Source organism: Rothia sp. P13129 (genome assembly GCF_048512865.1).
Classification (GTDB): Bacteria; Actinomycetota; Actinomycetes; order Actinomycetales; family Micrococcaceae; genus Rothia.
Genome location: NZ_JBLXYA010000011.1, coordinates 1 through 14,442 on the forward strand (window position 1 = coordinate 1; position 14,442 = coordinate 14,442).

At 47.4% G+C, this 14,442-nt stretch carries 15 protein-coding genes; 4 read left to right on the forward strand and 11 right to left on the reverse strand.

Features of this window, described 5'->3' with window-relative positions:
* Positions 1-109: 109 nt before the first annotated feature.
* The 5 genes from rlmB to ACN081_RS07660 form a co-directional block, all read right to left on the reverse strand.
* Entirely contained in the window at positions 110-1,093 is a 984-nt protein-coding gene (gene rlmB / locus ACN081_RS07640; RefSeq protein WP_419103781.1) for a 23S rRNA (guanosine(2251)-2'-O)-methyltransferase RlmB, read from the reverse strand.
* 108 nt (positions 1,094-1,201) lie between these two features.
* Positions 1,202-2,623, reverse strand: a complete 1,422-nt coding sequence (gene cysS, locus ACN081_RS07645) for a cysteine--tRNA ligase (protein ID WP_419107431.1) — start codon at positions 2,621-2,623, stop codon at positions 1,202-1,204.
* Between the two features lie 82 nt (positions 2,624-2,705).
* Positions 2,706-3,206: a 2-C-methyl-D-erythritol 2,4-cyclodiphosphate synthase gene (gene ispF / locus ACN081_RS07650; RefSeq protein ID WP_419103830.1), complete on the reverse strand. Its 501-nt coding sequence runs from the start codon at positions 3,204-3,206 to the stop codon at positions 2,706-2,708.
* Positions 3,207-3,214: 8 nt separating this feature from the next.
* Complete coding sequence (gene ispD / locus ACN081_RS07655) at positions 3,215-4,009, reverse strand: 2-C-methyl-D-erythritol 4-phosphate cytidylyltransferase (protein WP_419107432.1); 795 nt, start codon at positions 4,007-4,009, stop codon at positions 3,215-3,217.
* A 44-nt stretch (positions 4,010-4,053) separates the two neighbouring features.
* A complete protein-coding gene (locus ACN081_RS07660; RefSeq protein ID WP_419102392.1) occupies positions 4,054-4,539 on the reverse strand; it encodes a CarD family transcriptional regulator in 486 nt (161 codons plus the stop codon).
* A 258-nt stretch (positions 4,540-4,797) separates the two neighbouring features.
* On the opposite strand from ACN081_RS07660, the gene ACN081_RS07665 reads away from it, so the two are divergent.
* Complete coding sequence (locus tag ACN081_RS07665) at positions 4,798-5,322, forward strand: hypothetical protein (RefSeq protein WP_419107433.1); 525 nt, start codon at positions 4,798-4,800, stop codon at positions 5,320-5,322.
* Between the two features lie 94 nt (positions 5,323-5,416).
* Here the strand turns inward: ACN081_RS07665 and ACN081_RS07670 are convergent, their stop codons facing one another.
* The 5 genes from ACN081_RS07670 to ACN081_RS07690 all read right to left on the reverse strand — a co-directional run bounded on the left by ACN081_RS07670 (position 5,417) and on the right by ACN081_RS07690 (position 9,974).
* Positions 5,417-6,100 (reverse strand): winged helix-turn-helix domain-containing protein, encoded by a 684-nt coding sequence (locus ACN081_RS07670; RefSeq protein ID WP_419103785.1) that lies wholly within the window; start codon positions 6,098-6,100, stop codon positions 5,417-5,419.
* An 81-nt stretch (positions 6,101-6,181) separates the two neighbouring features.
* Positions 6,182-7,354 (reverse strand): sensor histidine kinase, encoded by a 1,173-nt coding sequence (locus tag ACN081_RS07675; RefSeq protein ID WP_419107467.1) that lies wholly within the window; start codon positions 7,352-7,354, stop codon positions 6,182-6,184.
* Between the two features lie 141 nt (positions 7,355-7,495).
* Positions 7,496-8,236 (reverse strand): phosphoglyceromutase, encoded by a 741-nt coding sequence (locus ACN081_RS07680; RefSeq protein ID WP_419103787.1) that lies wholly within the window; start codon positions 8,234-8,236, stop codon positions 7,496-7,498.
* A 204-nt stretch (positions 8,237-8,440) separates the two neighbouring features.
* On the reverse strand, positions 8,441-8,764 hold the full coding sequence (locus tag ACN081_RS07685) for a DUF2516 family protein (protein WP_419103788.1): 324 nt from the start codon (positions 8,762-8,764) through the stop codon (positions 8,441-8,443).
* A 13-nt stretch (positions 8,765-8,777) separates the two neighbouring features.
* Positions 8,778-9,974, reverse strand: a complete 1,197-nt coding sequence (locus ACN081_RS07690) for a trans-sulfuration enzyme family protein (RefSeq protein ID WP_419107434.1) — start codon at positions 9,972-9,974, stop codon at positions 8,778-8,780.
* A gap of 138 nt (positions 9,975-10,112) precedes the next feature.
* On the opposite strand from ACN081_RS07690, the gene tmk reads away from it, so the two are divergent.
* The 3 genes from tmk to ACN081_RS07705 all read left to right on the forward strand — a co-directional run bounded on the left by tmk (position 10,113) and on the right by ACN081_RS07705 (position 13,241).
* Positions 10,113-10,802: a dTMP kinase gene (tmk, locus tag ACN081_RS07695; protein WP_419107435.1), complete on the forward strand. Its 690-nt coding sequence runs from the start codon at positions 10,113-10,115 to the stop codon at positions 10,800-10,802.
* The gene (locus ACN081_RS07700; protein WP_419107436.1) at positions 10,799-11,944 is read left to right on the forward strand and encodes a DNA polymerase III subunit delta'; all 1,146 of its coding nucleotides are present in this window, start codon (positions 10,799-10,801) and stop codon (positions 11,942-11,944) included. The genes tmk and ACN081_RS07700 overlap by 4 nt, the downstream gene beginning before the upstream one ends.
* Before the next feature lie 97 nt (positions 11,945-12,041).
* Entirely contained in the window at positions 12,042-13,241 is a 1,200-nt protein-coding gene (locus tag ACN081_RS07705) for an MFS transporter (protein ID WP_419103792.1), read from the forward strand.
* A 24-nt stretch (positions 13,242-13,265) separates the two neighbouring features.
* Here the strand turns inward: ACN081_RS07705 and nagA are convergent, their stop codons facing one another.
* Entirely contained in the window at positions 13,266-14,429 is a 1,164-nt protein-coding gene (nagA, locus tag ACN081_RS07710; protein WP_419103793.1) for an N-acetylglucosamine-6-phosphate deacetylase, read from the reverse strand.
* Positions 14,430-14,442 lie beyond the last annotated feature (13 nt).

Below are 14,442 nucleotides of genomic sequence, written 5' to 3' on the forward strand. Positions count from 1 at the left end.
AAACACACAAAAAAGATTTAAAAAAAGTTCTCAAAGCACCCAAAATACACAAAAAAGCCGGCTACCTCCCCTCATACAAGAAGAAATAACCGGCTCAAACAGCTCACAACTAGCTGCTCAACGCACGACGACGAGATACCTCATACAAAGAAATACCCACCGCCATCGACGCATTCAACGACTCCATCGCAGAATCAATAGGAATAGAAACAATCTGATCACAGTTCTCCGTCACCAAACGAGACAGACCCTTACCCTCAGAACCAACAACAATCATCAACGGCTCAGAAGCAAGCTCCAACTCAGGAAGAAGAATATCTCCACCACCATCAAGACCAACGACAAAAACACCAGCATCTTTCGCCTGCTGAACAACACGAGTCAAATTCGTAGCCATCGCAACAGGAATACGAGCAGCAGCACCAGCAGAAGTCTTCCAAGCAGAAGCAGTCACAGCAGCAGAGCGACGCTCAGGAATAATCACACCATCACCAGAGAACGCCGAAACGCTACGAATAATCGCACCCAAATTACGAGGATCAGTAATACCATCCAACGCAACAAAAAGAGGAGCAGAAGAAAGCTCACCAGCATGATGAGACTCCATCACCGACAAAACCAAATCCGTAGCATCAGGATACTTATACGGAGGAATCTGCAAAGCAATACCCTGATGAACAGAACCCTCCGTCAAACGATCCAACTCACCACGAGAAATCTCAAGCATCGGCAAATCAGCCTTATTCGCCAACGTCATAATCTCACGAACACGCTCATCAGCATCAATACGACTCATCACATACAAATGCTTCGCCGGGATATCCGTCTTCAACGCTTCCAACACCGCATTACGACCAGTCACTAGCTCCTCGCTCGTACGCTTACCACCCAAACGAGGCTGCGGACGAGAATGCAAACCAACCTGCCGACGCTCAGCCGCACGCTTCATCTTATACGCCTTATGATACGGACGATCCTCCGCCTTAGGAGTAGGCCCCTTACCCTCAAGAGACTTACGGTTCTTACCACCGGTTCCCTTAGTAGGACCCTTTTTCTTTGTCGTCGCTCCAGGACGACGCCCAGCCTTAGCCATAACTATTCCTCAATATCCTGCGTAGAAACCTCTACGACTTCACATCTATATATCCAATATATGCGCCCTGAGACAAGCAGAGAACATATCTATACCAAAACTAAAAAACTACGACAACGACCAAGTAGAACCTGAAGCCCCATCCTTAATCGTCACACCAGCAGCAGAAAGAGCATCACGAATCTCATCAGCGCGTGCCCAATCTTTTTGTTCCCGAGCAACAGAACGCTCAGACAACATGCCCTGAATCAACGAATCCAACGCAACCTCAGCAGCAATCGAAAAACCCTGACCAGAGGCAGAAAAACTCATCAACGAACGAAGACCCAAAACATCAACCATCGTATAAACAGCAACAACGATAGAAGAAACATCCTCACCCTGAGCAAGAGCAGAATTACCGGCACGAACATACTCATGAACAACAGCTAGTGCACGAGGAATGTTCAAATCATCGTCCATTGCCTGAGCAAACTCTTCAGGAACCTCACCCAAACGATGCTCAGAAACAGTTGCAGCAAGAAACGCCTCAATACGTTCTACCGAAGCCGTAGCCTCTTCCAACGACGTCGGACGATAATCAAGCACTGAACGATAATGAGCCTGACCCAAATAATAACGAACAGCAAGAGCCCGCGCACTCTGAAGCATCTGCTCAGGAGAAACCGTATTGCCGATAGACTTCGACATCTTCTCACCCTCATAAGTGACCAGACCATTATGAAGCCAGAAATTCGCGAAAGCATCACCAGCAGCAGTAGACTGCGCCAACTCATTCTCATGATGAGGGAAACGTAAATCTAAACCGCCACCATGAAAATCAAAATGAGAACCAAGATAACGGCCAGCCATGGCAGAGCATTCCAAATGCCAGCCTGGACGACCACGGCCCCACGGAGAAGCCCACGAAGCAGATTCCGGCTCACCCGCTTTGTAGCCCTTCCACAGCGCAAAATCACGAGGGTCACGCTTACCGCGAGGATCAGCATCAGCCGCATCTTGCATGTCATCAATATGCTGATGAGTCAACGCACCATAGCTAGGCCACGAACGAACATCAAAATATACGTCACCAGAATCATCCAACGCAGGATACGCATGGCCGGCAGCAATCAACCGCTCAATCAAGGCAAACATCTGCGGAATATGCCCCGTCGCTCGAGGCTCATAGGTTGGTGGGTCAATGCCAAGAGCATCATAGGCCTGCGCAAAAACCTTTTCATAACGATACGCTAAAGCCCACCAAGGCTCACAAGGGTACTCGCCCTCATAGTCCGCTTCAAAAGAGCGCGCAGAGTTCACAAGAATCTTATCGTCAATATCAGTGACATTACGAACCGTTGTCACCTGATAACCACGGTAGCGAAGCCACCGAGACAGCTGGTCAAAAACCAAGGCAGAACGCACATGCCCAATATGAGGGGCGCCCTGAACCGTCGCACCACAATAATAAAGCGACGCATGTCCGGGGCGGACAGGAACAAAATCTCGAATAGAAGCAGTAGCAGTATCGTAAAAACGCAAAGTCACTCCCTTAGTCTATGCAAAGCTGAGCAAAGGCGCACGTTTTAACCAACGACACCCCGCGATAAGTGTGAGTAGTTACTACCCGTTACTCTTTATCTGCAACGGAAGAAGACGGATACACCAATGCTGTAGCAATAGCGGCAATGCCTTCACCTCGACCTGTTAGCCCCAAGCCATCAGTCGTCGTAGCAGTAACCGTTACCGGTGCGCCAACCGCCTTCGAAAGAACGTCATGAGCCTCCTGACGACGAGGAGAAAACTTGGGACGGTTGCCTACCAGCTGAACCGCGATATTGCCAATCTCAAAACCAGAAGAACGCACAATCCGTGCAGCTTCCTCCAACAAGAAAATGCCAGAAGCACCTTTGAGTTCCGGACGGTCGACCCCAAAATTTGACCCTAAATCCCCCGTACCGCTAGCAGAAAAAAGAGCGTCAGCAGCAGCGTGAGCCACAACGTCACCATCAGAATGACCCGATAGCCCAACTTCTCCATCCCACAACAGCCCAGCAATCCACAGTGGTGTCTGAGGGTCTGTGCTAAAAGCATGAACGTCAATACCAATCCCAGTACGAGGAATTATCATTCTAGACATCAATCTTTCTCTGAAACAGCAGATAACTCATCTGCAAGTTTTAACGCTGAAGCTAACGCCAAATCCTCAGCAACAGTAATTTTTAGTGAACGGAAATCACCAAGAACAGTTTTTACGGGGATACCGCACATTTCAGCAACAGAAGCGTCATCGGTAATCTCATCGCTTAAACCTTGTTCTTCAGCCTGCCGGTATGCGCCCAATAACGTTTTGAAATGGAAACCTTGCGGAGTCTGAACAGAACGCAACACAGAACGCTGCACAGTAGAACGCACGTAACCGTCTGTATCTACCGTCTTAATCGTATCGACAACCGGAAGAACGGGAATGACGGCAGCCTGCCCTGAAGATAATGACTGGCAGACCCGATGAAACACCTCAACAGGTGTAAAACTTCGTGCCGCATCGTGGATGAGCACGTGAGAAGGAGCGTCAGAAGAAAAGCCAGAACGCACGGGAGCATTGTCTAAAGCAGATAATGCTAAAGCAACAGACTCAGCACGGCTTGACCCGCCAGACACTGTAAGAGCACCATAATCAGCAGCAATGTTCGTCAGAGCAGTATCATCGGTCGGAACAGTAACAACGATACGTGAAGCAACACCAGAAGCATCAACGCCAGCTAGAGCCCACTCTAATAAGGTCTTGCCAGAATGTTGAACAGCAGCTTTAGGGATACCGTATCCAAGACGAGTACCAGAACCAGCGGCAAGAATGACGACGGCGAACGACGCTACTGGAGATGTTCCAGTAACGTCGTCCGCCATCTGAGAAAAACTATCGGTATTAGTCACAGCCATGAGCCTACCGGATAGAAAAGAATAAATATTCTAGATTTTTAGACGTCTTCGAGAATTTTATCGAGTTCTTTCTCAGCAGATTGTTCGTCAATATCTTTAGCCAAAGCGACCTCGGACGAAAGAATCTGACGAGCTTTAGCGAGCATACGTTTCTCACCAGCAGAAAGACCACGGTCGTTCTCACGACGCCATAAGTCACGAACGACCTCAGCAACCTTAATCACGTCGCCGGAAGCAAGTTTCTCAACATTCGCTTTATAACGACGAGACCAGTTTGCGGCTTCTTCAGTATCTTGAGCCTGCAACACGTCAATAACTTCTTGTAAGCCGCGTTCGTCAACGACATCACGCATACCCACCATATCAACGTTCTCAGCAGGTACCTCAATCACAAGGTCGCCCTGAGCAACCTTGAGTTTTAAATACATTTTTTCTTCACCACGAATAGTGCGCATCTTAATTTCTTCGATTGTTGCAGCACCGTGGTGAGGGTAAACGACGGTTTCGCCAACCTCAAAAAGCATATGGATAAACCCCTTTCAGCTTAACTAGTCTATCATGGGAAGATTTAAGAACCACCAGAAGTAATTTTTAAGCCACAAAAACCTTATATTTAGCATTTATCCGCCTTTTCATCCGCCCTCCATTGAGCAGATACAGACGTTCCGTCGTTAAACCGTTAGACTGTATACGAAAGACCCTAATATTTTCAGTTGTATTGAGACACACACATTTACCTCAGCACAACGATAATGCTTCGTAACCATCAAGGAGTTCATGCCGTGAAGTTTGCCGTCTCCTCCACGCTCAAACGTGCAGCCGCTTGCACCACCATCGCACTTGCAGCGCTCACCACAACCGGCTGTGGATACATCTACACCCAGCCAACAACATTCCAATACTCACCCTCTGACGGCGTATCAGCAAACGTAGGAGACATTGCCGTACGTAACATTATGGTAATCGCAGAATCAGCAGACGCTGACGGGCGAGTTCTCGGAACTATCCTCAACAACGGCAAAGAAGACGCTACCGTCACCATCAACTTCCCTGCCGGTGCAGAAAACATCACCGTACCAGCAGGCAAAGAAATTCGTTTAGAAGATGAATCCCACAAACTCATCATCGACCCAGCTGGTGCTAACCCTGGACTCATGCTACTTGATGTAAAAGTCAGCTCCAACGGAAATAGCGAACCGGTAAACATTCCCGTACTTGACGGAACACTACCAGAGTACAAACCATTCGTTCCCAATGCCACAATGTCTAGCGCAAGCGCAACACCAGCAGAATCTAGCGGACACTAAAACACGGCACCACTTCTGTCATAAAAAGCTGGTGGGCACTCACATCACAGTGAGTGCCCACCAGCTTTTTTATCTGCCTATTAAACCGTAAAACCTAAGACTCAAACTTATAGCCCAAGCCACGCACCGTCACAACATAACGGGGGGTTGAAGGATCTGGCTCAATCTTTGAACGAATACGCTTAATATGCACGTCAAGAGTCTTCGTATCTCCCACATAATTAGAGCCCCATACACGGTCAATCAGCTGAGAACGTGTCAAAACTCGACCAGCGTTACGTAAGAGCATCTCCAGAAGCTCAAATTCCTTCAACGGCATTGTTACCGTCTCACCGTCAACAGTGACGATGTGCCGTTCAACGTCCATACGCACAGGGCCAACTTCGACAGCGCTAGAAGCTTCTAACTCCTCACCGTCACCTTGACGACGCAACACCGCTCGTACACGAGCAATAAGCTCACGAGAAGAATAAGGCTTCGTCACGTAATCATCAGCGCCAAGCTCTAAACCAAGTACCTTATCAATCTCACTGTCTTTAGCAGTGAGCATAATGATAGGAACAGAAGACTGGGCACGTAGTTGCTTGCATACTTCCATACCCGACTGACCAGGAAGCATGACATCAAGAAGAACAAGATCTGCACCATTACGTTCAAACTCAACAACAGCGTCAATACCGTTATCAACGACCTGAACGTCGAACCCCTCACGGCCTAGCAAAAAGGCCAGAGGCTCGCTCAAGGCTTCTTCATCTTCAACAACCAAGATCCTAGCCATATAGTTATGTCCTTTACATTCAGAAAATATAGCTCTCAACAATGTTTGAGCCTCTACAAAAATTGTACGAGCACACCTCGTCTACGGCGCGGAGGTGACGCTCTCTGACCCCAATAAGTCATGCTCGGTTTGTTCATCAACCATCGGCAAAGACATCGTAAACGTAGATCCTTGCCCAACCTCTGACTCAAGAGATACCTCGCCACCATGCTGAGCCATCACGTGCTTAACAATACTTAGCCCCAAGCCTGTACCACCGGTCTGACGAGAACGAGCAGGGTCAATACGATAAAAACGCTCAAAGATACGGTCTTGTTCCTCGCGAGCAATACCATTGCCCTCGTCCGTCACAGAGATATAAATATTCTCTTCATCCTGACGGACAGAAACCGTCACATGCGTTGATTCAGGAGAATAACGTATAGCGTTCTCGATGAGGTTACGTAACGCAGTACCTAAAAGTTCAGGGTCTCCATGTACCAAGTGCTTAGCCCACCCCTGAGAACTCAACGTGATATTTTTACCCTCAGCCGTAATACGGTTTCTATCAATGGCACCGGTTATTAGGTCGTTGACGTCAACAAGCTGAGATTGACGCACCACATCAGCAGACTGCAACCGAGAAAGCTCAATAACATCTTGAACCAAAGAAGCTAAACGACGAGACTCTTTCTGTAACCGTTGTGAAAAATACTCTACTGATTCTGGGTCGTCTGAAGACGATTCGATGGCCTCTGCCATCAACCCAATAGCACCAACAGGTGTTTTAAGTTCATGAGAGACGTTGGCAACAAAGTCATTACGAATGGTTTGAACTCGAGCGATTTCGGTGCGGTCATCGGCAAGAACCAAAATATATTCATCACGCAAAGGAGCAACACGTAAATCAATGACAAGAGTACTCTTAGTCGTTACTCCACGGATTAAAGATATTTCACGTTCTGCGATAGTACCACCGCTACGAGCCTGACGAATCATCTCAATCATCTCTTCACACACGATGGTGTGCCCACGGACCAGCCCTAAAGCGTATGCACCGGGTGAAGCTTGAACCACACCGTCAACAGCATCAACCACCACATAGGCGCGACCAATTACGGCGAGCACTTCGGCAGCACCGTCTTGAATACTTGGCTCTTCAATATCTGCCCATTGCGCACGTTCACGGTCACTTTTAGTGACAGCCCACATGCTCAAGACACCAATTGCAAGACCAACCATAATAAAAATTAGAGCAATGAGGATAGGGTCCACAGACACCAGCTTATTCTTAACAGACGTAGAAGGAAAACTAGAAGAACATCAAAAGATGAATGTTCACCTGCAATTTCCCTTCCAGATAAAACGACGGCGCCCCTAGACAAGCTAGAGACGCCGAAGAAAACAATCTAGATATTATTTTTTGCCTTGGTTAGCAACAGCCTTAATCGCTTCAGCTGCAGCAGCAGGATCAAGATATTCACCAGCTTTAAGCGGTTGGAAATTCTCGTCCAACTCGTAGTACAGCGGAATGCCAGTAGGAATGTTCAAACCAGCGATGTCTTCGTCAGAGATACCTTCAAGATGCTTGACCAAAGAACGCAAGGAGTTACCGTGAGCTGCAACGAGGACAGTCTTACCAGAAGCTAGGTCTGGTTTAATGTCTGATTCCCAGTAAGGAAGCATACGCTCTAGAACGTCCTTGAGGCATTCGGTGCGAGGAGCGTTCTCGATATCAGCATAACGAGGATCGTTCGCCTGAGAGTACTCGTCGTTATCGTCGAGGGCAGGAGGCGGAACGTCATAAGAACGACGCCATGTCATGAACTGCTCTTCGCCGTATTTTTCGAGAGTTTCGGATTTGTTTTTGCCCTGTAGAGCACCGTAGTGACGCTCGTTCAAACGCCAGTTGCGTTTGACAGGAATCCACAGACGATCTGCAGCGTCAAGAGCGAGGTTTGCGGTATTGATAGCGCGACGTTGTAGAGAGGTGTGAACAACATCGGGAAGGATATTGCGCTCTTTGAGCATTTGGCCACCGCGTTGAGCTTCTGCTCGGCCCTGTTCGGTGAGGTTAACATCCACCCAACCGGTAAAGAGGTTGAGTTCGTTCCATTCGGACTGGCCGTGACGGAGTAATACTAGTTTGTAAGTCATATCTCCATTGTTCCACTACTATCCACACATGCAAAGGTATTCCCACTTAAAAATCCCTAAAAGTTCTGGAAAATACGCGACGAACATCAAGAAAAAACACAAGAAATCTTATAAATGCACTAATCAATGCACAATAGAGGGGTTTATGATGCGCGATAACAGCACACCATAAACCCCTCAGAATCTTTTTGCGTTTAGTTGTGTTTAATAGTCTTTATTGCGACGCACCGTAACAACCGGACGAACATCAGCCAAAAACACGCCAGCCGCAATAGCCGCAAAAAGCTGGAAGAACAAATTAGGGACACCACCTTGAGACAAGGTCAAAAGAGCCAGAGCAGAAGCCAAGACACTACCACCCGTTAAGGCGACCCAAAAAGTTTTAGTCCGCTTAAAAGCGCTTTGATAAGCATAGTCCGTAGCTCGAACAGCATCTAACAACGCCCATAAAGACAAACCAGCAACGACTAAAGCGAAAAGAGCAGATACGCCCCACTGAAAATACACAACAATAGATAGAGGACTCATACAACACAGCCTATCATTTGACTAAAACATCAAGAGCTTCACACAAATCAGCATATAAATCATCAACATGCTCAATCCCCACGGATAAACGAATCAACGACTCAGGAATGCTCTCTGGCTCCGACGGATGACGACGGCGACGCTCCACCAAGGACTCCACACCACCCAAACTCGTTGCAGGAGTCCACAACCGCAAACGCTCCACCACCTGCTGAGTCTGCACCGCATCAGCGTCAAGAACAATACACAGTACAGCACCAAAACCATTCATCTGCTGGCGAGCGCGCTCATACCCAGCATCCTCCGGAAGCCCCGGATAACGCACCTGTGCGACAACAGGATGCTCACTCAAACGCTGAGCCAGCTCCAGCGCATTATCCATAGAGCGTTCCATACGTAAAGACAATGTACGAATACCCCTCAACGCTAGCCATGCTTCCATTGGCCCAGCAATAGCGCCATGTAGCGTACGATAACGCAAAATAGCTTCCCGTAACGGCTGATGAGAAGTGACCGCAATGCCTAAAAGAACATCAGAATGCCCTGATAAATACTTCGTTGCAGAATGAACCACCACATCAGCGCCCAAAGCTAAAGGTTGCTGAACTAAACCTGTTGAAAAGGTATTATCCACCGCAGAAAGTACGCCAAGCCGTTGAGCAGCACTCAAAATCGTGGGTAAATCAGCGACTTCTAGCATCGGGTTAGTGGGACTCTCTAACCATAAAAGCGCTTCAGGAGCAGAATAATGAGGAGTTTTTCCAGCTAAATCATATTTTTGAGAGACTCTCTCTAAAGCATCAATCACTTCTTGAGTATTCTCAATATCTAAGCGAATCACCTCAGCAACACCACGGCGTTGCAAGTCTTCAGCGATTGTTGCTGAGCTCATGTATACGTGACGTGGAATCAGGATTGTTGCACCAGCAGGAACTAGATCCATAACCGCAGATATAGCTGCCATTCCTGACGAAAAGACAAGCCCAGGCAGAGATGCACCCTCAATACCAGCGACGACTTCTTCAAACCCGTTCCATGTGGGATTGTCAAAGCGTGCATACACTTTGTCGTGTTCAGGGTCTACAGTGCCTGCACCGCGATACGTCGAAGAAAAAATAACAGGAGGGTTTACCGGTGCATCGTGTTCTGGGGCTGGACGGCCGGCACTCACCACATATGTTGCTGAAGAAATGTCTTTTGCTGTACTCATACCCATTAGACTACGCTGAACATAACCATCCACGATAGTACGTACACTTTTTAACAGCAGAAAACATTTCTATTACTTACCGCAGAAGACACTTTTGAGCTAAGTACCTATTTCTATTGCTTTGATACTCTTATAAGCGTGAGCGAATCTCTAAACTATAGTGCACAGCACCACGCAACAGGACATCTAGGTAACGGCATATTCGTTGTCTTTGAAGGTGGCGATGGTGCTGGTAAATCTACCCAAGTCAAGCTTCTAGAGCAACGGCTACGCCAAGAAAACTACGATGTTATATGCACCCGTGAGCCGGGAGGCACCCCCATAGGAGAGAAACTGCGTCAGCTTGTCCTCGAACATACTGAAACAGCCATTGACGCACGGACCGAAGCGCTCATCTTTGCTGCATCACGTGCTGCGCATGCTCAACAGCTTATCCGTCCAGCCTTAGCAGAAGGTAAAATTGTGCTATGTGACCGATACATTGATTCCTCAGCTGTCTATCAAGGTATCGGGCGAGAACTTGGCCAAGAAAACATCACAAACCTTTCACTCTGGGCCACTGAAAACCTGCACCCAGATATTACGTTCCTTCTCGACCTGCCCTTAGAAAAAAGCCGACAACGCACTCATCGTCGCGGGCAGCAAGACCGTCTAGAAGCAGAGCCAGATAGCTTCCACCAAAAAATACAGCAAGCTTTCAACGATTTACCGCATTCTGCTTCTGCAAAAACACACCATTATGTGTGTATTGATGCGCAACAAGATATTGAACAGATGCACCAAAATATCTATGACCACCTCATCCGACATATTCAGGAGCAAGGATGAGTATCTGGGACACACTTATCGGTCAGCCAGAAGTCGTAGAGCAACTCCGCCAACAAGCACAATTAGAACGCCCTACACATGCTTGGCTTTTCACCGGACCACCCGGTTCAGGGCGCTCAACCGCCGCACGAGCTTTTGCAGCATCCTTACTCTGCGAAGAACCCAATACTCAGCTGCGCGGATGTGGTGTATGCAAAACCTGCCATAGCGTTTTACGTGGCACCCACGCAGATTTGACGCACTTTTCTACTGAAAATATCAGCATCAAAATTGAGCAAGCACGAGAACTCGTCACCAAAGCTCAAGATAGACCTGCGGTAGGTCGCTGGCGCATTATCATCGTCGAAGATGCTGATAGGATGCCAGAAAGAACATCTAACGTTCTTCTCAAAGCTATTGAAGAACCGCCAGAACACACCATCTGGATTCTTTGTGCACCCTCCCCCGTTGATGTTCTGGTGACGATTCGTTCTCGTTGTAGGCCTGTCACCCTACGAGTACCGGATCGGGAAGAAGTGGTTAAACTCCTTGCTGGTGTTGAGGGATACCCCGAAGCTCTTGCCCGTCATTGTGCGTCATTAGCACAAGGACATATTGGGGTTGCCCGCCATCTTGCACAATCAGATAAAGCACGTCAACGCCGTGAGCAGGTCGTGCGTATGCCTATTTTTCTCTCGTCTGTTCCAGCAGCAATGCATGCTGCTCAAGAGCTAGTAAACATCGCTCAAGAAGAAGCTGATCATACGTCAAAAGAACGACATGAACGAGAATTACAAGAACTTTTGAGAACTCTTGGAATAACAGAAGACGAAAAAATAACACCCAATGTTAAAGCTCAGATTCGTCAGTTAGAAGAAGAGCAAAAACGTCGTAGTCGGCGAATGGCTACCGACACGCTAGACCGTTTTCTGATTGATTTACAGACAGTATTTAGAGATGTGCTAACGATACAGCTTGGTACTGGTTCTGCACTGATTAATACTCACCTCACCGCAGAATTACATGATTATGCGCAACGAATGAGCCCAGAACAGGCACTCGGACATTTAGATACTTTGACGCTAACACGTAAACGTATTTCAACGAATGCTAGCGCAAAACTCGCTTTTGAAGCGATGATGTGTTCCTTTATTCAACGATAGTCAACCGTGTTATAGGAAAAGAAGTCTCGAGTGAAGACCAATGGCCGTTACATGCAAATCTTCTAAATTTTTAGAGTATAGAATTTTATCTGCTCTCATGCTTTCAGAAGCGTCTGAGGGAATAAAAACAATAGCATCTCCGTTTCTGGTGTATACAGCAACAGGAAGGCTCTCATCGGCGTCTCTAGTTGCAGTCTCTGGTGCTATTCCTGCAATTCTTGTAGGAATATTAGGCTCTCCACAAGTTGAGAAGCTCAACAGGCAAAAAATCATTGCTTACTCTAACATTCTGCAATCTATTCTATTAATAACGTTGCCTCTGACATGGGCTTCTGCCGGTGTTTTTGCGATGATGGTTATCTCTTTTATTTCTTCTAGCGTAGGTGCATTAGAACGGCCTGCGATGTACTCTAGCCTGCCTCTGATCTTTGGAGAGAACTATCAAGATTTTATCGGTAAAAGAGCTGGTGTCTCATTCTTCATGCAATCAGTTAGCCCCGTGATGGGTGGCGCTTTAGTAGGTTTTATCGGCGCTTCGCACACACTTGTCATCTGTGGCATTCTCTATGGTGTATATGCTTTGCTCATATACACCATCAAAAATTTTGATACAGACTATAAAAATCGGGCCGAAAAACATCAAGGCCAAAAGAATATCGACATGGTCAAAGCGGGCATTGAGATAGCCAGAAATATCCCAGCATTAAAGACCCTGTATATTTTCTGGTTCTTCTCAATGGCAGCAGTTCCTATTGGTGTTCTTTCTGCAGTTCCATACGTGAGCGAAAATTTAGGGCTAACCAGTTTTGAGTTTGGGATTGCGTCAGCTTGCTATGGTGTAGCAACGATTTCTAGTTCTATAATCGCTGGCAAAATGAAGTTCCGAGGAGGAGCACGATCCTGGCTTCTAGCATCTGGAACAATATACGGACTCACCAATATGCTGATGGGCTTTGAACCCCAATTTCTGATGTTTTGCATCTTATGGTTCATATGGGGTCTTGCGTATGGCCCAGAAGAAGTTGTTGGCAACTTAGTATTTGTTCAATCTGCACCAGAAGAGTTTCAAGGGCGATTGTTTTCTCTTATGACAGTTGTCATGACCGGCGGAATGCTCATCGGAAATTCACTCGTTGGCCCGTTATCGGATAGGTTAGGTCCTCAATGGGCAATGGTTTTAGCTGGCGTCATTTTTATCACCTCAACAATATGCAGTTTCGCGTTCGGTCAAGGAGCACGAGAAATTGCTACTATCTCGATGACTTCTACCAAACCTACCAGCGATGAGGTTCGCTAAACATCGGTGAAATACGCAAACATACTATCGTTGAGGGACGCCATCTACATAAATATGGTTTGGAAGTAACGTCTGCTCATCCAAAATCAGGATATCTCCCGAATACCCTGGAGCAATTCGCCCATAGCTTCGCCCCACACCAATAGCATGAGCAGCATGAGACGTTGCCGAAGCAACTGCAACATCTAATCCCACACCAACAGAACGTACAGCGTGCTGCACGGCGTAGTCCATCGTCAAAGTAGAGCCAGCAAGAGAATCCCCGTGTACTAAACGAGCAACACCATTTTCGACCTTGACATCTAAAGTACCCAAAATATACAAACCATCCGGGTTACAAGCAGCTGACATCGCATCAGTTACCAAGACAATACGTTCTGGAGCCTCACGGAAAAGAGTATGTACTACTGATGGGTGGACATGAATACCGTCATTAATAACTTCTAGAGACACAGATTGTTCTTCTAAAGCGGCGATCACCGGACCGGGGGCACGATGGTGAATACCGTTCATCCCATTAAACGTGTGGGTCAGGAGTGAAGCGCCTGCAGCAAAAGCTTGCTGAGCTTGCTCATAGGTGGCGTTTGTATGGCCAACAGCTACAGCTGTTCCAGCACTCGTAAAACGTTGTATTGCGGATAAAGCACCATGACGTTCGGGGGCTAAAGTAATCTGTCGGAGGTGCCCGTCTGAAGCTTCAAGTAGTCTCTCAACGTCTTCAGCTAATGGGTCCTTGAGCAGTTTTTCGGGGTGGGCACCCTTATGTTGTGGGTGAAGAAACGGCCCTTCGGCGTGGAATCCAAGAACCTGCTGATCGTCTTTGAGTAGCTGTTGAAAAGTGTTCAGAGCGCCTGCCATATGTTCTATCGAGTTCGTCACGAACGATAAGACGCTTCGAGTTGTTCCATGCTGACGGTGGGCGTTGAGTGCAACACGTGCAGTATCAAGATTTGCCTCATCATAGGCATGCCCTCCCCCGCCATGATGATGTATATCAAGATATCCGGGAACGACGGGAGCACCCTGCGCATCAACAATACGGGTATCAGGGGTTTGTTTTGTCTTCCATTCAGAGGTGCTCAGAATATCGGTGATTTTTCCGTCCTCTACGAGAACTGCGCTATCGGGATAAACGCCGCCAATGGTTCCGTCGTAGACGGTTGCTGAATGAATCAGAAGAGAAGACATGGTATATATTCAC